The 26,242-nt window shown below is 64.7% G+C and carries 20 protein-coding genes; 13 read left to right on the top strand and 7 right to left on the bottom strand.

All coding sequences use genetic code 11. The features are described from left to right. Nucleotides 1-21: 21 nt before the first annotated feature. The 4 genes from ACZ9BC_RS02075 to ACZ9BC_RS02060 all read left to right on the top strand — a co-directional run bounded on the left by ACZ9BC_RS02075 (nucleotide 22) and on the right by ACZ9BC_RS02060 (nucleotide 4,687). Nucleotides 22-1,158: an LLM class flavin-dependent oxidoreductase gene (locus tag ACZ9BC_RS02075; RefSeq protein WP_476244509.1), complete on the top strand. Its 1,137-nt coding sequence runs from the start codon at nucleotides 22-24 to the stop codon at nucleotides 1,156-1,158. Further along, on the top strand, nucleotides 1,155-3,620 hold the full coding sequence (locus ACZ9BC_RS02070; RefSeq protein WP_476244508.1) for a glycoside hydrolase family 3 C-terminal domain-containing protein: 2,466 nt from the start codon (nucleotides 1,155-1,157) through the stop codon (nucleotides 3,618-3,620). Before ACZ9BC_RS02075 ends, ACZ9BC_RS02070 begins: the two co-directional genes overlap by 4 nt. Next, nucleotides 3,617-4,270 (top strand): TetR/AcrR family transcriptional regulator, encoded by a 654-nt coding sequence (locus ACZ9BC_RS02065; protein WP_476244507.1) that lies wholly within the window; start codon nucleotides 3,617-3,619, stop codon nucleotides 4,268-4,270. The genes ACZ9BC_RS02070 and ACZ9BC_RS02065 overlap by 4 nt, the downstream gene beginning before the upstream one ends. Nucleotides 4,271-4,384: 114 nt before the next feature. Further along, on the top strand, nucleotides 4,385-4,687 hold the full coding sequence (locus ACZ9BC_RS02060; protein ID WP_476244506.1) for a hypothetical protein: 303 nt from the start codon (nucleotides 4,385-4,387) through the stop codon (nucleotides 4,685-4,687). A gap of 168 nt (nucleotides 4,688-4,855) precedes the next feature. Here the strand turns inward: ACZ9BC_RS02060 and ACZ9BC_RS02055 are convergent, their stop codons facing one another. The 5 genes from ACZ9BC_RS02055 to ACZ9BC_RS02035 all read right to left on the bottom strand — a co-directional run bounded on the left by ACZ9BC_RS02055 (nucleotide 4,856) and on the right by ACZ9BC_RS02035 (nucleotide 11,710). Continuing rightward, entirely contained in the window at nucleotides 4,856-5,815 is a 960-nt protein-coding gene (locus ACZ9BC_RS02055) for an alpha/beta hydrolase (RefSeq protein ID WP_476244505.1), read from the bottom strand. A 75-nt stretch (nucleotides 5,816-5,890) separates the two neighbouring features. Then, nucleotides 5,891-8,101, bottom strand: coding sequence for a glycoside hydrolase family 3 N-terminal domain-containing protein (locus tag ACZ9BC_RS02050; RefSeq protein WP_476244504.1), 2,211 nt, complete (start codon nucleotides 8,099-8,101; stop codon nucleotides 5,891-5,893). A 92-nt stretch (nucleotides 8,102-8,193) separates the two neighbouring features. Next, complete coding sequence (locus tag ACZ9BC_RS02045) at nucleotides 8,194-9,129, bottom strand: alpha/beta hydrolase (protein ID WP_476244503.1); 936 nt, start codon at nucleotides 9,127-9,129, stop codon at nucleotides 8,194-8,196. Between the two features lie 753 nt (nucleotides 9,130-9,882). Then, a complete protein-coding gene (locus ACZ9BC_RS02040) occupies nucleotides 9,883-10,812 on the bottom strand; it encodes a carbohydrate kinase family protein (RefSeq protein ID WP_476244502.1) in 930 nt (309 codons plus the stop codon). Nucleotides 10,813-10,909: 97 nt separating this feature from the next. Next, nucleotides 10,910-11,710, bottom strand: coding sequence for an alpha/beta hydrolase (locus ACZ9BC_RS02035; RefSeq protein ID WP_476244828.1), 801 nt, complete (start codon nucleotides 11,708-11,710; stop codon nucleotides 10,910-10,912). Nucleotides 11,711-11,830: 120 nt separating this feature from the next. Between ACZ9BC_RS02035 and ACZ9BC_RS02030 the strand changes: the two genes are divergently transcribed. Together ACZ9BC_RS02030 and ACZ9BC_RS02025 are read left to right on the top strand one after the other, a co-directional pair. Continuing rightward, nucleotides 11,831-13,411: a succinic semialdehyde dehydrogenase gene (locus ACZ9BC_RS02030; protein WP_476244501.1), complete on the top strand. Its 1,581-nt coding sequence runs from the start codon at nucleotides 11,831-11,833 to the stop codon at nucleotides 13,409-13,411. A 13-nt stretch (nucleotides 13,412-13,424) separates the two neighbouring features. Continuing rightward, nucleotides 13,425-14,243, top strand: a complete 819-nt coding sequence (locus ACZ9BC_RS02025) for an SDR family oxidoreductase (protein ID WP_476244500.1) — start codon at nucleotides 13,425-13,427, stop codon at nucleotides 14,241-14,243. A 20-nt stretch (nucleotides 14,244-14,263) separates the two neighbouring features. Here the strand turns inward: ACZ9BC_RS02025 and ACZ9BC_RS02020 are convergent, their stop codons facing one another. Next, the gene (locus ACZ9BC_RS02020; RefSeq protein ID WP_079596979.1) at nucleotides 14,264-15,178 is read right to left on the bottom strand and encodes a LysR family transcriptional regulator; all 915 of its coding nucleotides are present in this window, start codon (nucleotides 15,176-15,178) and stop codon (nucleotides 14,264-14,266) included. Nucleotides 15,179-15,453: 275 nt separating this feature from the next. Between ACZ9BC_RS02020 and ACZ9BC_RS02015 the strand changes: the two genes are divergently transcribed. The 7 genes from ACZ9BC_RS02015 (at nucleotide 15,454) to ACZ9BC_RS01985 (ending at nucleotide 23,665) form a co-directional block, all read left to right on the top strand. Further along, nucleotides 15,454-16,533, top strand: coding sequence for a PrpF domain-containing protein (locus ACZ9BC_RS02015; protein WP_476244499.1), 1,080 nt, complete (start codon nucleotides 15,454-15,456; stop codon nucleotides 16,531-16,533). 73 nt (nucleotides 16,534-16,606) lie between these two features. Beyond that, complete coding sequence (locus ACZ9BC_RS02010; RefSeq protein WP_476244498.1) at nucleotides 16,607-17,800, top strand: type 2 periplasmic-binding domain-containing protein; 1,194 nt, start codon at nucleotides 16,607-16,609, stop codon at nucleotides 17,798-17,800. An 8-nt stretch (nucleotides 17,801-17,808) separates the two neighbouring features. Further along, nucleotides 17,809-19,836, top strand: a complete 2,028-nt coding sequence (locus ACZ9BC_RS02005; protein ID WP_476244497.1) for a tripartite tricarboxylate transporter permease — start codon at nucleotides 17,809-17,811, stop codon at nucleotides 19,834-19,836. A gap of 43 nt (nucleotides 19,837-19,879) precedes the next feature. After that, complete coding sequence (locus tag ACZ9BC_RS02000) at nucleotides 19,880-20,263, top strand: universal stress protein (RefSeq protein WP_476244496.1); 384 nt, start codon at nucleotides 19,880-19,882, stop codon at nucleotides 20,261-20,263. A gap of 231 nt (nucleotides 20,264-20,494) precedes the next feature. Continuing rightward, the gene (locus ACZ9BC_RS01995; RefSeq protein ID WP_476244495.1) at nucleotides 20,495-21,937 is read left to right on the top strand and encodes an SLC13 family permease; all 1,443 of its coding nucleotides are present in this window, start codon (nucleotides 20,495-20,497) and stop codon (nucleotides 21,935-21,937) included. 67 nt (nucleotides 21,938-22,004) lie between these two features. Continuing rightward, nucleotides 22,005-22,664, top strand: coding sequence for a cyclodeaminase/cyclohydrolase family protein (locus ACZ9BC_RS01990; RefSeq protein ID WP_476244494.1), 660 nt, complete (start codon nucleotides 22,005-22,007; stop codon nucleotides 22,662-22,664). 77 nt (nucleotides 22,665-22,741) lie between these two features. Continuing rightward, nucleotides 22,742-23,665: an AEC family transporter gene (locus ACZ9BC_RS01985; RefSeq protein WP_476244493.1), complete on the top strand. Its 924-nt coding sequence runs from the start codon at nucleotides 22,742-22,744 to the stop codon at nucleotides 23,663-23,665. On the opposite strand, the gene ACZ9BC_RS01980 is transcribed toward ACZ9BC_RS01985, so the two are convergent. Then, complete coding sequence (locus tag ACZ9BC_RS01980) at nucleotides 23,610-26,222, bottom strand: AMP-binding protein (RefSeq protein ID WP_476244492.1); 2,613 nt, start codon at nucleotides 26,220-26,222, stop codon at nucleotides 23,610-23,612. The two genes, ACZ9BC_RS01985 and ACZ9BC_RS01980, sit on opposite strands and share 56 nt — an antisense overlap. Between the last annotated feature and the right edge of the window lie 20 nt (nucleotides 26,223-26,242).

Raw genomic sequence — 26,242 nt, 5'->3', positions numbered from 1 at the left:
CCAACTTTCCAGGAGTTTTCCATGCACTTTTCCCTGTTTCTCACCTCCCGCTCCAGCAGCCCGGAGGAAGACCGCCCAGTGATGCAGGCCATGGTGGAGCACGCCATTGACGCCGAACAAAAGGGTTTCGACGCCGTGTTCCTGCCGGACCACCACTTCACTGGGTATGCTCCCCCCGCCAGCGACCCGTTCGTGTTCGCCGCTTACCTGGCCGGAAAACTGGACCGCATGCACTTTGGGTTCTCCGTTCAGACGCTGGCCCTGCATCACCCCGTCAGGTTCGCGGAGCGGCTGGCGCTGCTGGATCAGTTGACGGACGGCAAGCTGCTGGTCGGAGTTGGCAGCGGAACCACCCCCGAAGAAATGATCGGCTTCGGGGTGAACTTCCAGGACAGCTCACGGCTGGCTAACGAGAACCTCGAAATCGCCGAAAAACTTTGGGCGAAGAAGCCCGGTGACGAGCCTGTTACCTTCGACAACGGCCACTACCGGGGATCGGTTGTGTCCCGGATTGTCCCGGCCCCCTACACCAAGCCGGAGCCCCGCGTCATGTCGGTTGCAGCCCGGCCCTCAAGCGTGGAACGCGCTGCAAAGAAGGCACAACCGGCATTCATCCTCGCTTTCGCGCCCCCCGTTATCGACGGCGGCAACGCTTTCGAGTTCGTCAAAAAGAACTTCACCAACTACCGCACCGCCCTCGAAGCCGCCGGCCACTCCGAAGCGGCTGTCAGGGCAGCACTGGAGTGGACCACGCACTCCTACCAGCACGTGCACATCGCCGAGACCGACGAACAGGCCGCCGCGGAGATGGACATCATCCTGGAGCAGTACCAGGAAGCAGTGGAACGTGAGCACGCAGCCAATAAGGCGGCCGAAGCCATCAGCGGCGTGGACCTTCGCCCGGCACCGGACGCCCGTACTGAAGGGTACAAAGGCACCTGGTGCCTCTATGGCAGCCCGGAGACAGTCGCCGCCGAACTCCAAAAGTACGCTGACCTGGGCATCGGCAACGTCCTCCTCGCCCTTATGGGCGGCCCCCTCACTGAGGAGCGCCGCCGCTTCACCGAGCAGTCCATGCAGCTCTTCTCAGAACGCGTCCTGCCGCTGTTGAAGTCCTCGGATGCTGTTGCTGCGCCTGAGAAGGTCGCGGCCCGGTGATCTCTGGTCCGGTGGCAGGCACTGCGGCCAAAGCCGTGCCTGTTTCCAGCCTCCGTGGTGCCGAATTAACCGGTGGCCGCACCGGTTGGAGTACGACGCGCAGCGAAGAGACAGGCGTCGAAGAGATGGTCTTGCTCGACGGTCCCATCGGCATCGTCAGCAAGGCGATGGACGAACGAGACACTTCCCTCATCATGCCCTCCGGAACCGCGTTGGCCGCCACATGGAACCCGGAACTGGTGTCCGAAGTCGGACAATTAATTGGCCAGCAGGGGCTGGAACGAGGCGTCAATGTCGTCCTGGGACCGAACCTGAACCTTCCGCGTTCGCCCCTCTCGGGGAGGGCCTTCGAGATGTTCTCCGAGGACCCATACCTGACAGGTGTGCTCGGTGCCGCGTGGGTCCGGGGCGTCCAGTCCCAGGGCGTCGGGTCGTGCACCAAGCATGTCGTGGCGAACGACACGGAGACTGAACGGCGACGGATGAACTCGCGCCTTGAGCCCGCGGTCCTCCGGGAGACGTACCTGCGGCCCTTCGAAACAGCAGTCCGTACGGCAAACCCCTGGATGCTGATGATGGCCTACAACAGGGTCAACGGAACACACTGCTCCCAGAACGCGGAACTGATCGGCATACTCAAGGACGACTGGCAGTACGACGGCGTGGTGGTTTCGGACTGGTTTGGAGTGGATGACACCTCCGCGTCAGCCACCGCCGGGTTGGACCTGGAGATGCCAGGGCCGGCCAAGTTTCTGGGCGACAGGTTCGCCGAGGCCGTCGTTGCCGGGGACATTCCGGAAGCGCGGCTGCGTGACGCCGTCGAACGCATCACCCGGCTCGCGGACAGGACCGGACGCCGTACAGGAGGAAAGGCGCCGGAACCTGCCCGCATCCGCACGTCTGCAGAGCAACGCGATGTCCTTACAAGGGCTGCCGCTGCATCATTCGTGCTGCTGGAAAACAGGGATAACGTGCTGCCGCTGGATCTGGCGAGGACCCGGAGGTTGGCCGTGGTTGGTCCCAACGCCACAAAGCCCTGCTTCCAGGGCGGCACCTTCGCAACCGTCCGGCCCGAAGGCGAGGTCGTCACACCACTGGATGCCATCCGGGATGCCGTAGGACCGGACGTAGAGGTGGCCTACGAGGCGGGGGCCGAGCCGTCCTCGCCCCTGCCACTGACCGAACTGGGCAGCACAGCGCCGGACGGCACACCAGGGGTACTGCTGGAGATCCTCACAGCGGACGGGAACGGTACCGCTGACGTCCTGTACAGCGAGGTCCGGCAATCGTCGTCGTTCGTGTGGTTCGGCCCGGTACCGGGCTTGGGCGCCGGCGTTCCTGGCCGCGCCCGTATCACCGCCCGCCTGAGGTTGGAGACAGCGGCGCGCTGGGAACTTGGAGCCGGGGGTACAGGCACCAGCGCTCTTACCGTCAACGGCAGGCATGTGCTGGAAGTCCCGCCTCCCGCCCCCCACGATGTCATGGGGGCTGTCGCGAGGGCTGAAACGCACCAGATCAGCCTTGACCTGCCCGCGGGCGAGGTGGAGGTTTCGGTGGAGATGGCATTCCAACCCGGGAGGGTGCAGGCCATCACTGCCGTCGCTACACCCGAAAGTACAGCCGATCCCCTGCAGGACGCCGTCAAATTGGCGGACTGGGCGGACACGGTCATTCTGGTCGTCGGCGACGAGCAGGGCTCCTCGCGCGAAAGCGCCGATCGGACGACAGCAGCACTGGAACCGGCATGCGATCGCCTGGTTGAAGCAGTGGCAGCGGTCAACCCGGAAACTGTGGTGGTGGTCAACGCCTCCCGAGCAGTGCTGCTGCCCTGGGCGGAGAAAGTGAAAGGGCTGGTCATAGCCTGGTTCCCCGGGCAGAAGTTCGGGCACGCCCTTGCATCTGTCCTGACCGGTGCCGCCGCACCCTCCGGGCGGCTCCCGGTGTCATTCCCCGGACAGGACGAGGACATCCCGGGCTGGGGCACGGGCTTGGACGCTGACCTGACACTGGACTACGCCGCCAGCGAGCCAACGGGCTACCGTTATTTCGAAACGTCCGGAAGGAGCCCACGCTATCCGTTCGGCTACGGCCTCGGGTACACGGACTTCAAACTGGTTGATGCCGTGCCGGCATCAACCACGCTTGGTCGTGGCGACAATGCTGCGGGGGTGGAAGGCGTGGCTGTCCACGTGACGCTCCGCAATACTGGTAGGTCGCCGGGTCGGGACGTCGTCCAGCTTTACGGCAAGGCACCTGGCGAAACAGGGTTTCGACTGATGGGCTTCGCAGCACTGGATGTGTACGCCGATGCGAGTGCCGGGGCAACGGTCGCCGCGGACCCGCTCGGCTTCCGCCGCTGGGATATAGCGAACTCCCACTGGATCGTTCCCCCCGGTGATTGGGAGTTGCGGGTGGCAAGGAATGCCGCTGACGAAGGAATCCTCTGTAGGATCACCTTGTGACTGTTCCGGACACCAAGTCCCGTGAGCCCAAGCAGGCCAGGAGCCGCCAATCGTTCGAAAAGACGATCGAGGCGGCCCTGGCCCTGCTGCAAGAGCGGGGCAGCGACGAATTCACTCTGGCCGATGTCAGTGCCCGGTCCGGCGTGTCCATCGGTTCCATCTATGCACGGTTTCAGAGCAAGGATGAACTGATCCGGGTGGCCCACGGCCGGAAAATGGATGACATCGACGCCGTCTCAAACCATCTTTTCGAATCTTTGTCGATCAGCCCGAATGCAGGACTGGAATCAGTGGCGCAAGCAGCTGTTGACCGGACCATAGAGGTCCTTCGCCGGTACGCGGATATTCTCCGACCATTCATGCTCCGTGCCACCCAGGACGAAACGATTTCGAACCGCGGCGCGGCCTCGCATGCTGTCCTGGCAAAAAACTTCTCAGACGTCTTGAACCAGTGGCCTGAAGGATTCCTCCACGAGGCCGACGTCGACTGGAGCTTCAATGTTGTCTACAGCGTTGTAGCGCGCCGGCTGGGACTTGGCAGCACCATGGAAGGCAGTGGAAACTTCGAATGGCGGGAGATCGCCGAGAAGCTGGCCGGCATGGTCGCTTCCTATCTCCTGGCGGGCCACCAAGACTCAACGCGCCCCTGACCCTGCGGCATAACGAGCGGCGATACCGGCTATCCAAAAGCTCGTCTTCCGGTCATTCTCCGACTCTCGGCATAGTGGAAACTATCACCGCTGAAATTGATCCAAGGAGATCCCATGCATGTTCGCGTCAGCCCAGGGTCTGTGGCGCTTGATGAACCAGACGATTGCACCAGCTTCAAGGTGATGCTGTCGGCTGCAGCCAAGGACAGCCTCCCGAGGCTGCTTGAATCGACAGCGGCTGGCAAGCTGGAGGGCCAGGAAGTCATGGTATCCGTGTCCTGGATCAAGGGCGAATGCGCCGGCCGGATCGGAATGGGCTGGAACTACCGCTTTGCCAACATGCTGGTATACGCCGCCGGAAAAGGGTGGCTGAGCGACGATGGAAGCCACGTACGGGCACACATCGAGACGTTCTAGAGACGCCGTCTCCTAAACGCAGGCATTTCAGAAGACCTCGATGCAGTACTGCATTGAGGTCTTCTTTGTCTTACAAGGGCAGCGGGGATTGGCGAGCCGAGTACGGCACGAGAAGACAGCGCTTCCGAAGACCACGGCTGATTCGGATCACCACTTCCCTTTTTCGGACTATGAAGTGGTACGCGTGGCTCGAAGGCGTTCAGCGATTCGTTCAAGTGCATCGTCCACGGGTTCAAAGGATGTGGGCAAATTCAGGAATCCGTGGAGCATTCCTCTCACCAGGGCCTGCTCAACGTCAACGCCTGCTGCCGCCAGCGTAGCGGTGAACGCTTCGCCGGACGCGCGGAAGTCGTCATACTCAGCGTTCAAGACCAAGGTCGGCGGGAGCCCGTCCACATTGGCCAGGGCGGGCATTGAGTAGCCCGGCGGATTGGAACTAAGCGCACCAAGATAGTTTTCCCTCATCGAGCGGAACATCTCCGGCGGGAGCCGCAGGACCGGCAGCATCTGCGCCAGTGCGAGTTCCAAGGACTTTGAAGGTGCCGGTAGATCAGCGTGCATTGAGGGATACACCAGTATCAGATGCTCGGGCGCCCAGTTATCCTCGTCGCGCAGACGCAGAGCTGCCCCAGCAGCAAGGTTTGCGCCTGCGCTCGCTCCGCCAACGGAAATCGACGACATGACTAGGTCTTCAGTATTTTCACGCACCCATCGAATTGCGGCCACAACGTCATCCAGGGGGACGGGATAGGTGATGCCTTCCACGGCAAGCCTGTAGTCAACGCTCACCACTACGGCACCGGCCCTATGGACAAGTTCCCTGGCGGTCCAGTCGGCTTCTTTCATGTCGAGATCGCCGAACCGGAAAGCACCCCCGTGCATCCAGATGAATCCCGGCCTGCCCTGCAAAGCCCACCCTTCAGGAAAGTAAATCCGCACAGGTATGGGACCGTGCGGGCCTGAGATACTTCGTTCTTGTGTGATAACACTGGTGGGTGGTACGGCACCGGGATAGGCATCGAAGGCTTCCAACTGACGAAGCATTGCCGGGCTCGAAAGAGCTTCGGCGATGGACGGGATCCCGTCCAAGAGCACAAGCCGTGAGGCAATTTCAGAGTGGAAAGGCACAGATCTTCCTTTATGTGGGTCTTACCTGAAGCGGACGCAAGCCAGGTACGCTTTCATCGGACGAAGCCAGTTGAACTAACTCAAGCGCAGCACTACGTGGGCGGCACCCTCGATGCCGCCACCCACATACACATCAAATTCGCCCGGTTCTACGGTAAATTTTCCCTCGTTGTCCCAGAATCCGAGGTCTTTCCACCCCAGTTCAAAACTCAGCTGCTTGGCCTGCCCGGCTTCCAACGCTGTCCGGGTAAAGGTGCGGAGCCTCCGCACGGGCTGGGTGAGTGAAGCCACCCGGTCACGAATGAAAACAAGCGTGACTTCATCCCCTGCCCGCTCCCCTGTGTTGGCTAACGGGATGTCGAAACGGAAGGTCCGTCCCTCGCGTATTGCGTCGAGTGCCATTTCTTCAGTTTCTACGCGAAGCGCTCCGTAGCTAAAGCTCGTGTAGCTCAGCCCGTGGCCGAACGCGAACTGCGGCCCCAGCGGCAGATCCCGGTACTTGGAGGTATACCGGTCGTCCGTGTTCCCAGGTCCCATGAGCGCGACATCGATGACTGCCTCCTCGATGGTTGCTGAGAGCTTCGCCGGTCGCCCCGTATTTTCGTGGTCATAGTAAATGGGCACTTGGCTGGCAGACCGCGGAAAGGTCATAGGCAACCTGCCTCCAGGGTTCACGGCGCCACTTACAGCACGTGCAACGGCTGCGGGTCCTTCCAACCCAAGATGCCAGGCTTCGAGAACGGCGGGAGCCGAATCGATCCAAGCGCTGGTCACCAGGGGTCGGCCGTTGAACATGAGAACCGCAAAGGGAGTGCCTGTTCCCGCGATTCTTTCGATCAGTTCTTCCTGACCGCCCGGCAATCTCAGGTCGCTGCGGGAACTGGCCTCGCCTGTCAAGGATGAGGGTTCACCTACGGCAATCAAGACCACGTCATGTTCGGCCGCCGCCGCTACCGCCTCGGCCAGAAGTTCGCTGTCCTTTTGGAAGAACCCGGCGCCCTCCTTCACGGTCAGTATCCAGTCAGGACATTCCTGACGTAGTGCGTCCGCGAGGGTGCTGGAGGGTTCGGCAAAGGACTGCGCCCATGCTCCGAGATGATCATTGCTTTCCGCATAGGGACCCACGAGCAATACCCGTTGGGGTGATTGCCCAAGTGGAAGGACGCCGTCGTCATTTTTTAGAAGCACAAGGCTCTTTTCTGCGGCGTCTCGGGCCGCCCGCCGGCTTTTGTCTGTCGGGGTTGTAACTTCCAACGCAGGATCCCTTAGGGGAGTCTCAAAAAGGCCAAGGGCATGTTTGAGCCGCAAGACCCGGCGGACAGCATCATCTACCCGTTCGGGAGACACGTTGCTGGCGGATAGCAGCGTTCCGCCGTTAGCGCCGACGACGTTACCGCCCATTTCGACGTCGAGACCGGCAGCGAAGGACTGCCGAAGCGCATCGCCAAGATCAGCGGCGACCCCGTGCTCGATGAGATTGACGACGCCATCGGCGTCGCCGACAACAATGCCGTCAAAGCCCCACTCCTCTTTCAGCAGTTTCGTCAAAAGTTCGCTGTTGGCGTGCGCCGGGCGTCCCGAAACTGTGTTGAAGGCTGCCATGACAGTGGCCGCCCCGGCCTCAACGGCAGCTCTGAACGGTTCCAGGTATACGTTGCGCAGACGCTGAATAGACAGGTCGACAGTATTGTAGTCGCGCCCGCCTTCAGCCTGGCCATAGGCGACGAAATGCTTGGCACATGCCAGGATCGAGTCCTCGTCAGCAAGAGATTCCCCTTGGTACCCACGAACCTTGGCGGCACCGAAGACGCTGTTAACGTGGGTGTCCTCACCGAAGCCTTCCACTACCCGTCCCCACCTAGGATCCCGTGAAACATCAATCATCGGGGAAAATGTCCAGTTCACGCCTCCTGATGCTGCTTCCTTCGCTGAGATCCGGGCATCTGACTCAGCCACGGCCGGGTCAAAGCTCGCAGCCTGCGCCAACGGAACAGGAAAGGTAGTGCGCTGGCCATGGACTACGTCCAAGCCGATAAGCAGAGGAATTCCGTGCGGGGTCTCCTCGCGGGCCAGGCGTTGAAGTTCATTGGTGGCTTCCGCACTTCGCGGCCAGAAGACCGCCCCGATTCCACCTCGCACCAGGTCCTTGACGTCTTCGAATCGGGGGCGGAAGGCAATCTGAAGTTGTGCGAGCTTCTGCTCCCAAGTCATGGCAATGAGGAGCTCGTCGATGACCTCTCCCACTGTTTCACTGCGCAGCTCATGAGCATCTGTTCGGCTGGCCATGGATAACTCCTAGTTGGCTTGTTTAAATCAGGGGCACTGGCCCTAAACGCGGATGGGACGTGGCAACTTACGTCGACCACGCTGGACAGCGCTCACTTCTTCAGGGGGCTTCCCAACATGCGCCGTAGCCAAGCCTCACGCGCGGCCCGCGTATCACGCGAAATCGACGCCGCTGGTGCGAGCAGTTCGTAGCCATGGAAGCCGCCCGGCCACACATGGAGTTCCGCCTGTCCTCCGCTTTTCCAGATTTTGCTGGCGAATTCCACTACTTCATCACGAAACGTTTCCGCTGACCCCACATCCAAAAACGTGGGAGGCAGGCCGGACAGATCAGTCGCCCTAGCCGGCGCCGCGTAGGGGGATACATCAGGGGTCCCCTTCTGGCTACCGAGGAGAGCAATCCAGCCGACCTCGTTGCGCGAGCGGTCCCAGGTGTCGATACCCTCCATCTGGCATGCCGAGACCGTGTTGTTTCGATCGTCAAGCATCGGCGCAGTCAGCATGAGCCCGAGAGGCATCCGGCGCCCATGGTCGCGTGCGAGCAGAATGAGGGACGCTGCCAGTCCGCCGCCGGCACTCTGTCCCAGGACAATGACGCGATTGTCGTCAATGCCCAGTTTGTCCGCGTTTTCAAGCGTCCAGCTTAAGCCAGCGGCGCAGTCCTCTACAGGGCCCGGGTAGGGTGTCTCGGGGGCCAGTCGGTACTCAACTGCCACGATGACAAGGCCCAGAGCTTCTGCAAGATGTATATAGGCGGCCATGCTTTGCCTTGCGGTTCCGCTGAACATTCCTCCCCCATGGACCAGATAAAGTGCTGGTCGGCGAAGGGAAGGCTGGGCGGGAGTGCAAATCACGACGCTGATATCTGCCCCGGCTCCGCCAGGAATGGTGCATTCTTCTATGGTGAAAGCGCCGTCTTGAGACAGAACCGCATCGGTGGGAGGTCCGAAGCCCATTGGCGGCTGACGCGCGGACTGAAGGGTCTCCAGCGTGAGGGTAGGAAACGGCGGGATGTTCGCCAAGACCATGCCGCATTCCCGGTCAAGGGGCGGTGGGGGAACCACTTCGGTGGGCTGGTCGTAACCTGTCAAGACGCCGCTCCTCTTTGTGATTCGGCTTGCTCTCTTAGTCTCTGCTTTGTCGCTGCCGCTTGATGCTTCCGCGGAAGCACCCAGCGGCACCGTTCTCAGCTCACCCGAACGCGCCGATCCTGTTTGCTGTTGTGAAGCCCAAATCTTTGTCACAACCACTTTCGCGCCGCGCTCCTGCTGCCGGAAGACGAGTGTTCTTATGCCGGGTATCGGCCGAACTTATACCGCGCCACCGCCCCGCTGCCGACTGGAGGCTCTTCAGCGCCACGCGGTCGATGCACGTCTGCTTTCACCACCTGCCACCGCCAAGGAAGAATATGGCCTCCTGGCTGAGACGGATGCACCTTGGGCATGAAGCGGCTGGTCAAAAAGGGCAGACCTTCACCAGTGTTGTCCCTATGATCCGCCAGACGTGTGGGGACTCGTCCCCACGCGCATCCCTGCCACCACCGACACGTGTACCAGTTCGGGGAGCACATGCCGGCCTCTTCTTACGACTTCCAGCTGGAGGTCCTAGCGGGTCGGGTTATGCGCTGCTTTTGATCTGGTCGATGCGCTCCTAGGTCACCGCGCCGCTGTCGGCGAGTTCCTCGATAAGGGATTCCGGTCACCGGAACTGGTCAACGCGACGACCCTTGAAACCACCGGTCCGACTCGCCGCACCACCACAACGCAATGCCGGCATTCGCGTTAGGCGCCGTTCAGCTCGGCTCGCGTGGGCGGGTTGGCGCCCGGCCGGGACACCGTGACGGCCGCCGCCTTCGCGGCATGGGCCAGCAATTCAGCCAGGCCCTCCGCAGGGAGTTCGCGCAGGTCCTTGCGGTTCTGGGCACCGTCGAGGCCGCGGTCCACCAGGCCGGACAACAGCGCAGCCATAAAGGAGTCACCCGCGCCCACCGTGTCCGCCACCTCAACTTTGGGAGCCGGCACCTGCGCCTCGCCCTGCCGGGTTATCCCCCACGGCCCGTCCGCTCCACGGGTGACCACCACCATGGCCGGGCCCTCGTTGCCGCCCAGTTCCAGCCAGCGGCGGGCAGCGTCGAGAACGTCCATGTCCGGGTAGAGCCAGGCGAGGTCTTCGTCGGATGCCTTCACGACGTCCGCAAGGGTCACGAATTTTTCGGTGTGCCGGCGCGCATAGTCCACGTCGGTGATGATGCTGGGCCGGCAGTTCGGGTCGAAGCTGATGGTGGCCCGCGGGTGGGCGTATTCGACGGCGGCCAGCACGTCCGTGGCGCCGGGCGCCAGCATCGTGGCGATGGAGCCGGTGTGCAGCAGGGTGGTTCCCTGCAGCATAAACGCCAGCCGGTCGGCGATGCCGGGAAGCTCCCAGGTGAGATCGAAGGTGTAGGTGGCGGCGCCGTCGTCGTCAATCAGGGCGGTGGCCACGCTCGTGGGAAGATCGTCCGGGCCCAGCGGAAGCATCACAGAACTGGAGCGCAGGTGCGCGGCGACCGAATCGCCGTACGCGTCCCGGCCGTAGCGGCCGATGAACTGCACCGGGTGGTCCAGCCGGGCCAGGCCCACCGCAACGTTCAGCGGGCTGCCGCCCACGTGGGCCTCGATCCCGGAGGCGCGCTGGACGACGTCAACAAGGCCTTCGCCAATAACTGTGAGCATCCTCACACTCTGCCAGAGGAGCGGCTGGCCGGCACGTTGCTAAGCACGATGACGGTAATCCCAGCCGACTGGCCGGGCTGGCTGATGCTCTGACCCGCTATGGCGCCAGCAGCTCCTCGACCAGCTCCCGGCACTTCACGTAGGCCGCATCGTCGGGGTTGATGAGCGCGAAGTGGTCCCCGGGTACCGTCACCAGCCGCGCGGGCACCTTTCCGCCACGGCTTGCCTCAACGTACGTTGCGGACATGCCGAACGGTACGTCCTCGTCCTCGGTCGTGTGCACGGCGTAGACGGGGACGTCCAGCGGCAGCGCAGCCATCGGATCCGCGTACCGGTGCCGTCCCGGAAGGTCCGACGACGGCCCGCCCAGTAAGTTGGCCACGGCACCGTTGCTGAGGTTGAGCCTTTCAGCTTCCGCCAGATTGAGGACGCCGGACTGGCTCACCACCCCGGTGAGGCGGACGCCGTCGGGAGTGGCACCGGCTTCGCGCTGCTCGGCCTCAAGCCCCAGCGAGCCCAGCCGGTCGCGGCCTGCCGCCCACACCGCCAGGTGGCCGCCGGCGGAGTGCCCCAGGGCGACAACCTTCCGCAGGTCCAGCGCATGCCGGCCGGCAAGGTCGCGGAGTTTGTCGATCCCCGCCAGCACGTCCTGGAAGGTGTGCGGCCAGCCCCCGCCGTTTCCGGCCCTCCGGTACTCCAGGTTCCAGGCCGCCATGCCGTGGCTGGCAAGCTCCAGGGCAATCGGCTCCCCCAGTTCCGCACCGTACGTCGAGCGCCAGTATCCGCCGTGGATCACCACCACCACACCCTGGTGCCTCCCGCCCCCGGGCACCTCCGGCAGGAAAAGCTCGCCCCACTGACTGGGGTCATCGCCGTAGCCATACCTGTGCCGCTGCACTGCGTCCTCCACCTGCCGAGCCTACAGGGAGGGCTATGCTGCATTACCGCCAAGACAGGTGCCCTCGCCGGACGGGCAGGGTTAGGCTCAGGAGGAAACTGCAGGCAAAGGAGACGCAGCATGAGCAGCAGGACCGGTCCCGCCCGGACGCTGGCAACAGCCGGCCGGAAGCCATCCGCACCCGGAGATCATTCCCGTCTTTCCGCGCTCGTGGCCGCCGCCCCCGGGCGGCCGGGGCAGGTGTCCTTTTCTCCTTTCGACGGCGGCGCTGTGGGTGAAGTGCCTGCCTGCACTTCCGGGGACGTCGAAAACGCCGTTGCCGGCGCGCGGGCAGCCCAGCGGAAGTGGGCCGCTGTTTCCATGAGGGAGCGCAGCGCCGTCGTCCGGCGTTTCCACCAGCTGCTCCTCGAACGGGAGACGGAGATCCTTGACCTCGTCCAGGCCGAGAGCGGCAAGTGCCGGCTCAATGCGTTCGAGGAACTCGCCGACGCAGCCCTCACCGCGGCCTACTACGGGCGCACAGCCGAACGGTACCTGCGCCCCGCACGGCGGAGGGGTGCGGCCCCGGGCCTGACAAGGGCCGTGGAATACCGAACTCCCAAGGGCGTGGTGGGCATCATCAGCCCGTGGAATTATCCGCTGACCCTCGCCGTCTCGGACGCAATCCCGGCCCTGCTGGCGGGCAACGCAGTCGTCCTCAAACCTGATTCCCAGACCCCTTTCACCGCGCTGCTGGCCCTGGAACTGCTGCGGGAGGCCGGGCTTCCGCATGACCTGTTCCACATTGTCACCGGGGACGGACCCCTATTGGGACCGGCGCTCATCGCCGGGATTGATTTCCTGATGTTCACCGGCTCGTCGGAAACCGGGAAACTGGTGGCAAAGCAGTGCGGCGAGCGCCTCATTGGTTTCTCCGCGGAGCTGGGCGGGAAGAATGCCATGCTGGTCCTCGCGGACGCGGACCTGGAAAAGGCCGCCCGGGGTGCCGCGCAGGGCTGCTTCTCAAATTCAGGGCAGCTGTGCATCAGCATGGAGCGGATCTACGTGCACCACGGAGTCTTCGCGGAATTCCTGGCTGCCTTCACGAAGGAGGTGGAGGTGATTCGCCTGGGTACTGGTCCCGGCTGGGACATCGACATGGGTTCACTCACCGGCCAGCGGCAGCTGGACCGGGTCACCGCCCACGTCCAGGACGCCGCCTCGAAGGGTGCCAGGATTGTCACGGGCGGCCGCGGCAGGCCGGACCTTGGCCCGTTCTTCTACGAACCCACCATCCTCACCGGCGTGACGGAGGACATGACCGTCGCGCGTGAGGAAACGTTTGGACCCGTCGTCGCCGTGTACCAGGTGAAGGACGACGACGAAGCCATCGCCTTGGCCAATGACTCCCGCTACGGACTGAATGCCAGCGTCTGGTCTGCCCGCCATGGGCAGAAAGTGGGGCGGCGCCTGCAGGCCGGGACTGTCAACGTGAATGACGGGTACTCGGCTGCATGGGCCTCCCATGATGCGCCGATGGGCGGGATGAAGGACTCCGGTGCCGGGCGGCGCCACGGCCGTGCGGGAATTCTGAAGTACACCGAGGCGCAGACCGTCGCAATTCAGCGGATCTTCCCGATTGGCCCGGCGCCGGGAATGACAAACAAGCGGTACGCCCGGCTGGTCAAGGGCGCGATACGTCTGATGGGCCGGTTCTCCTGATGGGACCCGGCTGATGGGCCGCGGCACTTCCCTGTCCGGCAGGACCGTGCTGGTCACAGGGGGAGGCAGCGGCCTGGGCCGGCGGATGGCCATCGGTGCCGCCCGGCGGGGTGCCCGCGTGGTCATCTGGGACGTCTCCGCCGAAAGCGGCAGCTCCGTCCGGGACGAAATCCGCGCCGCGGGCAACCTTGCGGAAGCGCAAACCGTAAACGTGGCGGACAAGGATGCTGTCAAGCAAGCAGCAGCGGCTGCCGGGCAGGTGGATGTGCTGGTCAACAATGCGGGGGTGGTCAGCGGCCGGCAGCTCCTCGACGCGACCGACGAGGACATCAGACGGACGTTCGACGTCAATGTCCTGGCCCTCTACTGGGTGACGCGCGCATTCCTGCCCGGAATGGTGGACCGGGGACGGGGCACTGTAGTTACTGTCGCAAGCGCGGCGGGCCTGGTGGGGGTAGCCAAACAGAGCGACTACTCCGCCAGCAAGTTCGCGGCCTTCGGTTTCAACGAATCCTTGCGCGCCGAGCTGCGGAACGGAAGGACCGGAGTGTCAACCTTGGTGGTCTGCCCGTACTACATCGACACGGGAATGTTCGACGGCGTGCGCACCCGGTTTCCCAGGCTGCTTCCCATCCTCAAGGAAGAAGAAGTAGCGGCGGGGATCCTGGACGCCATAGAAAGCGGACGGCAGAAACTGGTGCTGCCGCCGCTCGTGAACCTGGTTCCGGCAGCGCGGATGCTTCCCGTCGGAGCATTCGACCGCCTGATGGATGTCCTCGGCATCAACCGGACCATGGACCAGTTCACCGGGCGCGCCCGTGATGCCTTATAGCCCCAGCCACATTGGTTCCGTCACCGGAAGTCGACACTCTTGTCTTTGGCTACCTCCAGCAGCGTCGTCTGGAAGGCGATCTCGGCCGCGGCCCTGACCCTGTCATGCCGGTGTGCCAGGAGCACCCGGCGGGAGGGGGCACTCGAGCCCAGCGAGACGATGCTGACACCTGGGTGCTTGTTCACCACAGCCGTCCGTGGGGCAAGGGCTATGCCCAGGCCCACGCTGACCATGGCCTGGGCCTCCTGGTAGTCATTGGCATGGAAGGAAATCCGCGGTGAAAATCCTGCGGCCTGGGCGCTGCGGTGGAGCACCTCGACCACCGGGTGCTCCTCTTCCCGGACAATCCACTCCTCATTCGCCAGGTCCGCCATGTCCACCTGCTTGCGGCGGGCGAGCCTGTGGTCCTTGCCCACGATGAGGGCTGTGGCATCTTCGAAGACGGTTGTCAGGGCGAAGTTTTCCGGACTCAGGCGGTTCCATTCGTAGTCCCAGAGCAGGGACATCCCCACTTGCCCGTTTTCCAGCATCTCAATGAGGTCATCAAAGCGGCTGCTGCGCACGTGCAGGGTGATCGCCGGGTACTGCGCCTTGAACCTGCTGATGACCAACGGCAGGAACGAACCACCCAGGGTGGGAAACGTCCCCATGGTGAGGCTGCCCCGGTTCAGCCCCGCGATCTCGGCAAGGTCCGCTTCCGCGGCTGCCATCTGGCGAAGGATTCTTCGTGTATGCGCCGTCAGGACGTGGCCGGCGTCCGTGGGCACCATTCCCCTGGCCTGCCGCTGCAGGAGGGGCTGCCCCACTTCGGCCTCGAGGCGCCGGAGCTGCTGCGAAACGCCGGAGGGGGAATAGACGTGCTTCTCTGCCGCGGCAGTGATCGAACCGAGCTCCACAACATCCAGCAACAGTTCCAGTCTCCGAACGTTCAGCATGGCGGCCTTCCTTGAAGTTTTCGTTATACCCCCCTAACAATTTTAGCCACTTACTTCATCCAGCGCGGCGCGGCGCGGGGTGGTGCCGCGGTCCCCGCCCCAAAAGACCCAATCCACGTTCCTGACGCGTGGTTTCAGGGCGCTAAGAATGAAGTAAAAGTGCAGGGATATGCAGTTTTTAGCGTTTGTAATTCATCTGGGATGGGCATCACACTGGGTTAGCCGACAGGGCAAATCGCCCGTATTCCGGCGCCGGGAAAGGTGTGAAAGCAATCATGGTAAAGATCCCTGCCGCCTGGATGCGTGGCGGAACCAGCAAGTGCTGGGTCTTCGAATGGGACAGCCTGCAGGTCCCGGGGAAGACCGTGGATGAGGTCCTCCTGCGGCTCTACGGAAGTCCTGATAACCGCCAGATCGATGGTGTTGGCGGCGGTACATCCACCACCAGCAAGGCTGTCATCCTGTCCCGCTCGCTCTCCGATGAAGCGGACGTGGATTACACCTTCGCCCAGGTGGGGATCGAGGAACAGCGCGTCGACTGGGGCAGCAACTGCGGCAACTGCTCGGCCGTCGTCGCCCCGTATGCCATCGAACGCGGCTGGGTGGAAGCGGGTCCTGAGACCACGCTGGTCCGCACCCTGAACACCAACACCAATCAACTCATCCTGCAAAAGGTCGATACACCCGGCGGCGAACTGGGTTACTCCGGCGACCAGGTCATCCCCGGTGTACCGTTCCCGGGCATGCCTGTGGGAATGGGCTTCTTCGACCCCGCCGGACGGACAACGGGAAAGCTCTTCCCCACCGGGGAGCCAATGGACAAGGTCACCTTTGACGGCAGGCAGGTGCCCGCAACGCTTATCGACGCCGGCGCTCCCGTTGTCATCGTGGAAGCCGAATCCGTGGGCCTGACCGGCCACGAAACGGCAGCAGAGATCGATTCGCGGACCGAACTGCTGGTGCATCTCGATGACATGCGCCGTGACGCTGCGGTGCAGATGGGACTGGCCGGAAGCCGGGCGGAAGCCGAACGCGCCATTCCCAAACTGGCCCTCGTGGCCAGGGCCGGGCAGTCCGACGAAGCGGACCTGGTGGTCCGCATGCTGTCCATGGGCCGCCTCCACCCGGCCCTTGCGATCACGGGCAGCGTTGCTCTGACCATGGCGGCCCAGCACACCGGAACCGTGGCGGCGAACCTCATTTCCAGTGACGTTTCAGAGGGCGTCACCCTGCGGACCCCTGCCGGCCTGGTCCAGACCTGGTCTGAAGCCAGGGACGGGGTCCCCGTTGTCGGTGCGCTGCGCAGCGCCCGGCGGCTTGCCGACGCGGAACTCCTGCTGCCGGACACCTGGTAAAGCGCCCCATTACAAGCACGCCCCCTCCGGCTGCCCCCACAGCTGACACGGCACATGAATTAAGGACCCCTCAATGACGAGTCAAAAGTCTTCCCTGGAACCTCCCGAAGGCCTCCAGGAAACAACGGCCACGGAACAGCCCGAACCGGCCAAGCACAGCCGCCGCATGGTGCTGGGAGCAATAGCCTCCTTCGCCGTTCTTGGCCTGGCAACAACCGTGCTGGGCGAAGGGCTCCTGAACCCGCCCTCCAGCACCGAAGACGGGAACTACAGCGGCGAAACCGTTGAATTCCTGATTCCCCTGGCCTCCGGCGGCGGCACCGACACCTGGGCCCGCTTCATCGGTACGGAGCTGACCAACTACATCCCCGGCCGCCCCGGTTTCGCGCCCGTCAACGAACCCGGTGGCGAGGGCATCTCGGGCACCAACAAGTTCGCCCGCTCGGCAAAGACCGACGGTACCGAGATCCTGGTGGGCACCGCGTCTACCGTGGTTCCGTGGGTCCTGGGCCGCTCGGCCGTGAAGTACTCGTTCGAGGACCTGAAACCCGTGGTGGTCAACGGCACCGGCGGCGTCATCTACGCCCGGACGGAAGCCGGCGTCAACGGCATCGGCGACCTCATCCACAGGGACAAGCCCCTCGAATTCGGAGGCATCAGCGCCACCGGGCTGGACATCACCACCCTCGTCGCCTTCGATCTGCTCGAAGCCGACGTGACCTCCACCTTCGGCTTCGAAGGCCGCGGCCCGGTCAACCTGGCGCTGCAGCGCGGAGAAATCGACCTGGATTACCAGACCACCTCCGCCTACGGCTCCGCCGTGGAGGGCATCGCCAAGGAGGGCAAAGCCACCGTGCTGATGTCCTTCGGGCAGTTGGACGGCTCGGGCGACGTCATCCGGGACCCCAACTTCCCGGACGTGCCCACGGTCGTGGAAGCCTACGAGCAGCTGCACGGCAAGAAGCCCTCAGGGGAAAAGTTCGAGGCGTACAAGACCCTGCTCGGCCTGACGTACACCTACCAAAAGGGCCTTTGGGTCCCCAAGGACACGCCCGAGAAGGCCATCAAGCTGCTGCGTGAATCAAACGAAAAGCTCGGCGCCGACCAGGACTTCCAGGCAAAGGCAGCGAAAGTCCTGGGCGGCTACCCCCTGGTAGCGGACGCGGACATGGCCAACCGCGTCAGGGACGCCTACACCGTCAGCAGCTCCGTCAGGTCCTACGTCAAGGACTTGCTCGAGAGCACCTACAACATCCACGTTGAATAAGGACCATCATGCTTGACTCCGCTATGGCAGCGCTGGCATCACTCGCTGACCCGTCCCTGCTCATCATGCTCCTGATCGGCACAGTCGCCGGCCTCATCATGGGCCTCATCCCCGGCCTCGGCGGCACAGGCGCCGTCGCCATCCTCCTGCCCATCACCTTCGGCATGGAACCGCCACAGGCCCTGGCACTCCTCATCGGCGCACTCGCCGTGGTCCACACGTCAGACACCGTCTCGGCCGTGCTGCTTGGTGCCCCCGGCTCCGCCTCAGCCAGCGTGACAATGCTCGACGGCTACTCCATGGCGAAAAAAGGGCAGGCCGCCAGGGCACTGACGCTTGCGTTCCTGTCCTCCATGGCAGGCGGCATCATCGGCGCCGTCGGCCTCACGCTCGCCATACCCCTCGCCCGGCCCCTCGTGCTGTCCTTCGCAAGCCCGGAACTGTTCATGCTGACAGTCCTCGGTGTAGCCCTCGCCGCCGTTCTCTCCCGCGGCAACATCATCAAGGGCATCTCCGCAGGCCTCCTCGGCCTGGTCCTCGGCATGGTGGGCACCTCACCCACAACGGCCGAGGAACGCTTCACCTTCGGCAGCCTGTTCCTCGGCGACGGACTGTCACTGGTAGCCGTGGCCCTGGGCATCTTCGGCCTGGCCGAAATCGCCTCACGGGCCAGCCAGCGCCGCGGCCAGACGGAGACCATCACCGTTGGCGGAGGCTGGGGCAAGGGCATCCGGGAATGGCTGTCCCACTGGACACAGGTCATTCGAGGCGCCCTCATCGGCATCTGGGCAGGCGTGCTGCCCGGCGTCGGCGCCACCGCCGGAACATGGCTGGCCTACGGCCAGGCCGTTGCAACCGCCAAGGACAAGCGCCAGTTCGGCAAGGGCGACCCCCGCGGCATCGTCGGCCCCGAAAGCGCCAACAACTCCGTCGAAGCCGGCGACCTCATCCCCACCCTTCTGTTCGGCATCCCCGGCGGCGTCCCCTCGGCAATGCTCCTGGGCATGCTGCTCACGTACGGAATCCAGCCGGGCCCGTCCATCATCACCGAACACCTGGACCTGATGTACCTCATCGTGTGGTCCTTCGCGATTGCTTCCATCCTCGGGGCCCTGTTCTGCTTCCTCAGCGTCAAGCAGCTGGCCAAGCTCACCAAGGTCCCCTTCGCCGTCCTGGCTGCAGGCCTCGTGGCCGTTATGCTGCTCGGCTCCTTCCAGGAGGGCGGCCAGCTCGGCGACCTCTGGGTGATGATCATCCTCGGCGTTTTCGGCTGGCTGCTGAAGTCCACCGGATTCCCCCGCGCCCCATTCCTCATCGGGTTCGTCCTGGCAATCCCGCTGGAACGCTACTACTTCCTCACCGACAGCCTCTACAACGGACTGGACTGGATGGCCCGCCCCGGCGTGCTGGTCTTCCTCGCCATCCTGATCCTGCCCATCCTCTGGGCCTTCATCAAGTTCATCCGCGCCCGCAGGAACACCAACCTCGACGACGGACACCGGGACGAGCGCCCGGAAGATGACGAAAGCCCCCTGAAGGACTCCACCTGGTCCCTCGCCGCCGCAGGCATCTTCGCCGCCGCCTTCGCCGCAGCACTGATGTCCTCGGCGTCGTTCTCGCCCGAGGCCCGGCTGGTGCCCCAACTGGTCAGCATCGGAGGCCTGGTCTTCTCCGGCATCCTGCTCTTCATTGAGATCCGGACAAGGCTTCGCGGCAGGACGCCTAAGGCAGGTCAAACCATCTCCGAGGAGGCAGAGGGAATCCTTGCCACACAGCCCGCGAAGGCAGGCTGGACCCTCGACGCAAAGTTCGCGTTCAAGACCTTCCTATGGATGACAGGGTTCCTGGCCCTCACGGCCGCCTTCGGATACCTGATCGCAGTCACGATCTTCATCCCGGCCTTCCTCCTGATAGTCGCAAGGGCCCGGCTCAAGACGGCGGTGGTCTACACAGCGGTGCTGTACGTGGTGCTCCTCGCACTCCCGTCGCTCCTTCCCATCGACCTGCCCCAGGGCTGGCTCAACACACTCGTCTAGGAACCAGCATGCCCACCACCAAAAACGACGGAAGAGACAAACCATGACGGTTCTCGTTGCCTACGCCCCCGCACCTGAGGGCCGCGAAGCCCTCACCCAGGGCATCGCCGAAGCAGTGCTCAGGAAAGCAGACCTCCTTGTGGTCCATGTTGGCCGCGGCCATCACGGCCTGGAGGCGAATGACCTGAAGGACATCGAAGACCGGCTGCAGGCAGCAGGGCAGGCACTGCATCTCGAATCCTCGGTCCTCGCAGACCCCGGCGACGCAGTCATCCAGATCGCCCAGGACCGGAACGTGGACATGATCGTCATCGGCCTGCGGCACCGCTCCATGGTGGGGAAACTCATCCTGGGAAGCACCGTCCAGCGCATCCTGCTGGACGCCACCTGCCCGGTACTCGCAGTCCGCGCAGACCGGCTCAACTGACCGCACTGTTCAACCAACCATCCGGCGGGACCGCCTCCATCCGGTCCCCCACTGGCTGCCGGTAACGCCCGGCAGGGATGTCCCACCCCGCATTCCATCGCAACAGGAACCCCGAAGGACGGGCGCGGGGCGGGACAGCACCAGAAGGAGGCAGGGGACCTACCAGTCACCCTGCCTCCTTCGCACGCCCCAGCACCCTGCATGCGGGGACCCGATCCATGAGGAGACCACATGATTAGCACCGAGCAACAGACCGCTGCCCCGGAGGGCGATTCCTGGGAGCACAGTCCCGGGCCCCGGCCCCGCCGCCGTATCCTACTGATTGCGGCTGCCGGTTTCGCGCTTCTGAGTCTGGTGGCCATCGTGCTGGGAGGGAACCTCTTCACCCCGGCGGCCACCACGGATTCGGAGCCGACCATGACCGCGACCCAGATCGTCCCGCTCGTCGTCCTCGTGGTGATGTTCATCGTGGCCACGAAATGGCCCCTGAACATCGGTGTAATGGGCCTGGTGGCATCCTTCGGCATCGGCTACTTCATGCTGGGAATGACCGACCGGGAAATCCTTGCGGAATTCCCTGCCAGCATTGTCCTGACCATCATCGGTGTCACCTACTTCTTCAGCATGGCGCAGCGGAACGGCACCATCGACATCATCGTCCAGAGCTGCGTCCGCCTCGTCCGGGGCAAGACGCTGGTGCTTCCCTGGGTCTTCTTCCTGCTGGCCGCGGCGCTGACGGCGCTGGGCACCTTCTCCCCTGCCGCCGTCGCACTGCTGGCACCCGCGGCGATCGGATTCGCCTACGAGTCGCGCATCCATCCCGTCCTGATGGGCGCCTTCATCATCAACGGAGCGCACGCGGGCGGCTTCTCCCCGCTGTCCGTGGCGGGCGTGCTGGTCCATGACATCGCGCTGGACAACGGCTTCCCCATCTCCCAGGGTGCCCTCTTCACGGCCAGCTTCGCCCTCAACCTCATCCTGTCCGTCCTGACAATCGTCATCTTCGCCCTCCTGGGACGCCTCCGGGACGGCGAAAAGGGCCAGCACGCCGACCTGGTAGTACCGGTCACCATCAGGCCGCACGGCCAGCAGATCCTCACCCTGGTGCTGATCGTTGCGATGCTCGTCTGCACCTTGGGCTTCCGCATGCCCATCGGATTTGTTGCCCTCTCCGCGGGCCTCCTGCTGGCCCTCATCAACATCAAGGAACACCAGACGTTCATCGGCGGCATTTCCTGGTCCACGGTCCTGCTGGTGGCCGGCATGATCACCTACGTCTCCCTGCTCCAGCACGTCGGAGTCATCGACACCCTCGCCGAGCAGGCCCTGGCACTGGGAGCACCGCTGCTCATCGCACTCGTCCTTTGCTACGTGATAGGCGTCGGCTCGGCCTTCGCCTCCTCGACGGCGCTGCTCACCGCCTTCATCCCCCTGGCCGGCCCGCTCCTGGCCACCAGCACCCTCAGCGCCTCCGGAACGGTGGCAGCACTCGCTATTGCCGCCACCGTCGTCGACGTTTCCCCCTTCTCCACCGACGGTGCCCTTGTGGTGGCCAACGCCCGCGAAAACGACAGGCAGCGCGTCTACAAGCAGCTGATGATCTACGCCGGAGCCGTGGTGCTGACCGCCCCGGCACTGGCATGGGTCCTGCTGGTGCCCACAGGCATCATGTGAGCATCGCCGAAGGCCCCGGAATGGACCTCCCCGTTTGGCAGGGACCGTTTCTGGGCACGGTGTTGTCATGGATGCTGCGGAAACTATTACTACCCAGGACTCGACGGTCGATGAATGGACGGAGGCCCTGGCCCAGTCCACCGGTTCCCCGGGCGGTGGCGCCGGGTCCGGGCTGATGCTTGCCGTGGCGGCGTCACTGACGTCCATGGTTGCCGGTTACACGGAACCGAAAGAGCACGAGGCCGCGGAAGTGGCGGAGATCCGGGAGCGGGCCCAGGCCCTCCGGCGGGAGGCTCTGCAGCTCGCCGATGAGGATGCGACGGCGTCGCAGGCCTTTGGTGCCGCATTCCGCCTGGATCCGGGTCCGGACCGGGAGGAAGCCATCCACCGCGCGTCACTCGACGCCGCCAAGTCATCGGCCGTGCTCGGCGAGCGCGCCATCGAAGCCGTCGATGACCTGGCCTGGCTGGCGGCCAACGGCAACCCGGCGCTCATTGCCGATGTCGTCGTCGCGTTCGGGGCACTGCGTGCGGCGGTGGCCGGGGCGCGGACCAACGTCAGTTTCGACCTTGCGTCGCTGCGGTCCGCGGGCGCCACCCTTGAGCAGATCCGTGAACAGCACCAGGACCTGTGGTCCGCTGTGGAACGCCTCAGCACCGCGCTTGACCGGATCGACGGTCTGACGGCCCGGATTGATCACCGCGCCGCCCCCACCGATAGCATCTGATGGAGCGGGCTCCCCATTCGGTCGCCCGGCGGGACGAACCACCGCACTGACGGCGGACCGACATTGAGGACAGTATCTTGGATGGAGTCTTAAAGGGCTTCTTTGTGGTGGGCGCGGTCATGCTGGTCGGCTACATCCTGGGCAAAACAAATGCCCTGGGCCCGCACGGCACAAAGGTGCTCTCCACCCTGACGTTCCTGGTGGGGCTGCCCAGCCTGATGTTCTCCCTGATCGCCTCGCGGCACATCTCCGACGTCCTCAGCACAACAGGCCTGATCTCGGTGGCCACGGCGGCAGCCATGATGGCCGTGTTCGCCATCATCGGCGCCATCGCCAGATGGGGGGTCCGCAGGACGACCATCGGAGCACTGGCCACCGGCATCGTGAACTCCACCAACCTCGGCGTCCCGCTGTCGTCCTACGTGCTGGGCAGCGCCACCTACGTCACGCCCATCATGCTGTTCCAGCTCGCCGTCATCACCCCGATCGCCCTCACCATCCTGGACCTCAGCGATCCCGACGCGGAAAAGCCCTCCATCGGGCGCATCCTGGCCACGCCCTTCCGCAACCCCGTGACGGTGGCGGCCATCCTCGGAATCATCGTCAGCGCCGTCGGGATCCAGGTTCCCGAACTGATCCTGGATCCGCTGTCGCTGATCGCCCAAGTGACCGTCCCCCTCATGCTGATGATTTTCGGCATGTCGCTGCACGGCCTGTCGCCCCGCGGCACCAACGGCGACGGTGCGCCCACCACGGTGGCCGTGATCCTCAAATCAGCCGTCCAGCCCGCCCTGGCGTGGGTGCTGGCCGTGTTCGTGTTCCGCCTGGATGCGTTCAGCACGTTCGTGGTCACCGCCTGCGCCATCCTCCCCACCGGCCAGAACGTGGTCCTGTACGCCGTCCGTTACCGCGTGGGGCAGAGCCTCGCGCAGTCGACGGCGGTGATCACCTCGGTTCTAGCGGTGCCCCTGCTGCTGGGCGCGGCCTGGCTGTTGAACTGAACCGCCTGGCCCAGAGCCGCCCGGCTGCAGCCGGCAGCCACCGGCACAGGGCCCAGTAGCCCACCCCCAGCACGAGGGACCCGACGACGGCCAGGACCGGGTTGACAGGAAGCAGCAGCGGGTAGACCAGCCAGTGGGTGAGGTAGATGTACAGCGACGCCGCGGCCAGCCAGCCGATGACCCGGCGCAGGAACGCGGGCACAGGCAGCGCCGGCACCCACACCAGCAGCAGGATTCCTGCGGCGACGGTGACATCCCTGACGCTGCTGCCAAAGAAGCCCGGCAGGGTCACCAGGGTGATGGCGGAGACAGTGATCCTGTGGAGGTGCGTGCGGGCCCGCGCGAGTGCCCAGCCGAGCGCGAAGATCCAGAAGACGGGCGGGGGTTTGGGCAGGCCGGGATCCACGACGTCGTACCGGCTCAGCAGCGCGATGGCCACCAGGCCCAGTGCAAAGGCAAAAGGTGCCCGGCGCTCCAGCCGGTCAACCCAGGGCACGGCCATGAGCGCTGCCACGGCCAGCAGGATGTACACCAGCAGCTCCACGAACCAGAAATGCCACTGCGTGGTTACCGCCTCGGGCCCCACCATCGCGTTGAGCAGGAAAATGTTGGCCACCGTGTAGTGGTCCGTGAGGAGGTAGGCCACGGCGATGAAGGCCGTGGAGGGCACCACTATCCGGGCAACGCCGCGGAGCTGGCGGCGCAGCCGGGTTACCCGCTGGTCGGCCAGCTGGAACCGTGCGAAGTTGTAGCCGGCCACCGCGAAGAGCAGGTGGGCGGTCTGGAACATGATCAGCTCCACGTGCGTGGCCACGATGCACACGATGGCGACGGCCCGGAGCACAATCGAGGTCTCCAGGAAGGAGAAGGGGCTCCGCCGCCGGGGCTTCCGGCGGCGCTCCAGTTCCCGCACCGGCAAGAGGTGCCAGTCGGCGGGAAGCTGTCCCAGGACGCGTTCCAGCTGCACGGAGACTGCCACGTAGGACAGCGAGTCGCCGTCAAGGGAGACGAACGTGTCATCGTCCCCCACCACGGGACATTCCAGGGCTTCGGCGAAAATGGTCCGGATGTCGTCGACGTGGCCGGCTGGGGCTGGACCCGCCGGAGCGGCTTGGGCTGTTGCCGCGTGATCCGCAACGGCGGCGCTGGTTGCACCGGCGGCACCCGCAGCAGCGGGCTCCGGAGCGGCAAGGGCCAGGACCCCCGGGTAGTCCACCTTGCCGGTGGCCAGGCGCGGCAGGGCTTCCACAGTATGGATCACGACGGCGGCGCGGGGCAGCCCGAGCGTGCCGGCCAGGGTTTTGGCGAGGATTCCGCCGTCGTGCCCGCCTTCGACGGCGATTACCAGACGGTCGTCCGTGCCGGCGGCGGCCGAGGTGATCCCCATGTCGGCAAGGATCCGCTCCACCTGCCCGAGGTCCACGCGCAGGCCCACGATCTTCACGAACCGGCTGCGCCGCCCCACCACCTCATACAGGCCGTTGGGCTGCCGGCGGGCGAGGTCGCCGGTGCGCAGTTCGTGGACTTCCCGGCCGAGTGCGAGGTCTGCGGGATCCTCGGCGTACCCGAGCATGACGTTGGGGCCGCTGTAGACCAGTTCCCCGTCTGCCAGGTCCTCCACGGGGTCGATGCGGAAGGATCCGCCCGGCACGGGGACCCCGATGGTGTCGGCATGGTCGGCGGCAAGGTCCGGCGGAAGGTAGGCCATCCGGGCCGTTGCTTCCGTTGCCCCGTACATCACAAAGAGGTCCCAGCCGCGGCGCTGCCCGGTTTCCGCCCAGGAGCGCACCTTCTCCGGCGCCAGCCGCCCGCCGGCCTGGGTGACGTAGCGCAGGTGCGGCAGGTCCTCGTCCGCGAAGCCGACCCGGTCCAGGAGGTCGAAGGTGTAGGGAACGGCCGCGAAGGAGGTGGCCTGCCGATCCCGGAAGAGATCCCAGAAGCAGGGGTCCACCACCGAGAGGTCCGTGAGCACCAGCCCTGCCCCGCGGATCAGGTGGCTGTTCACAACTGACAGGCCGTAGCAGTAATGCAGGGGCAGCGTGGTGGCGGCCCTGTCATCGGCCCCAATGCCCAGGTACTCGGCGATGGCCTCGGCGTTGGCCGTGAGGTTGGTGTGGGAGAGGCGCACCAGTTTCGGCGAGCCCGTCGAGCCCGAGGTGCTGAGCAGCAGCGCCAGTTCAGGATGCAGGTGATGCCGGGAGCCGTTGCGCCGCTCCTCGAGCACGGGCACCCCGTGGCCGTCGCCGGAGCGCAGCAGCACGTCCGGGTCATAGGCGTGCATGAGGGACGCGAGGGCCTCCGGTTTGTCGGCCGGGGCCAGCAACAGGACGTGGCCGGCGGACAGGGCTGCGAGGTAGGCCACCAGCGAGTCCAGGTCGTTCTGCGCTGCCAGCACCACCAGCCGGCGTGCCGTTCCCAGGCGGGCGGCGGCGTCGTCAACGCGGGAGGCAAGCTCCCGGTAGGACAGGACGCCGTCAGCGCTGAGCACTGCCGGGCGGTCGCCGTGGCGGGCGAGGTCGGTGAAAGCGGCCCGGGCGAGGTCTGGCTGCGCGGTCATTGCGTCACCGGGGCGATATA

Source organism: Pseudarthrobacter sp. TE3704, assembly GCF_056279405.1.
The sequence above is the reverse complement of the archived record's forward strand: the minus strand, read 5'-3'. Positions and strand labels throughout refer to the sequence as shown.

Excerpts from the sequence above, each read along its gene's own strand:
- ACZ9BC_RS02020 (WP_079596979.1), bottom strand. The coding sequence starts at position 15,178 with ATGCTGAACGTTCGGAGACTGGAACTGTTGCTGGATGTTGTGGAGCTC.
- ACZ9BC_RS02075 (WP_476244509.1), top strand. The coding sequence starts at position 22 with ATGCACTTTTCCCTGTTTCTCACCTCCCGCTCCAGCAGCCCGGAGGAA.
- ACZ9BC_RS02040 (WP_476244502.1), bottom strand. The coding sequence starts at position 10,812 with ATGCTCACAGTTATTGGCGAAGGCCTTGTTGACGTCGTCCAGCGCGCC.
- ACZ9BC_RS01980 (WP_476244492.1), bottom strand. The coding sequence starts at position 26,222 with ATGACCGCGCAGCCAGACCTCGCCCGGGCCGCTTTCACCGACCTCGCC.
- ACZ9BC_RS02000 (WP_476244496.1), top strand. The coding sequence starts at position 19,880 with ATGACGGTTCTCGTTGCCTACGCCCCCGCACCTGAGGGCCGCGAAGCC.
- ACZ9BC_RS01990 (WP_476244494.1), top strand. The coding sequence starts at position 22,005 with ATGGATGCTGCGGAAACTATTACTACCCAGGACTCGACGGTCGATGAA.
- ACZ9BC_RS02005 (WP_476244497.1), top strand. The coding sequence starts at position 17,809 with ATGCTTGACTCCGCTATGGCAGCGCTGGCATCACTCGCTGACCCGTCC.
- ACZ9BC_RS02015 (WP_476244499.1), top strand. The coding sequence starts at position 15,454 with ATGGTAAAGATCCCTGCCGCCTGGATGCGTGGCGGAACCAGCAAGTGC.
- ACZ9BC_RS02025 (WP_476244500.1), top strand. The coding sequence starts at position 13,425 with ATGGGCCGCGGCACTTCCCTGTCCGGCAGGACCGTGCTGGTCACAGGG.
- ACZ9BC_RS02045 (WP_476244503.1), bottom strand. The coding sequence starts at position 9,129 with ATGGTCTTGGCGAACATCCCGCCGTTTCCTACCCTCACGCTGGAGACC.
- ACZ9BC_RS01995 (WP_476244495.1), top strand. The coding sequence starts at position 20,495 with ATGATTAGCACCGAGCAACAGACCGCTGCCCCGGAGGGCGATTCCTGG.
- ACZ9BC_RS02030 (WP_476244501.1), top strand. The coding sequence starts at position 11,831 with ATGAGCAGCAGGACCGGTCCCGCCCGGACGCTGGCAACAGCCGGCCGG.
- ACZ9BC_RS02010 (WP_476244498.1), top strand. The coding sequence starts at position 16,607 with ATGACGAGTCAAAAGTCTTCCCTGGAACCTCCCGAAGGCCTCCAGGAA.
- ACZ9BC_RS02060 (WP_476244506.1), top strand. The coding sequence starts at position 4,385 with ATGCATGTTCGCGTCAGCCCAGGGTCTGTGGCGCTTGATGAACCAGAC.
- ACZ9BC_RS02050 (WP_476244504.1), bottom strand. The coding sequence starts at position 8,101 with ATGGCCAGCCGAACAGATGCTCATGAGCTGCGCAGTGAAACAGTGGGA.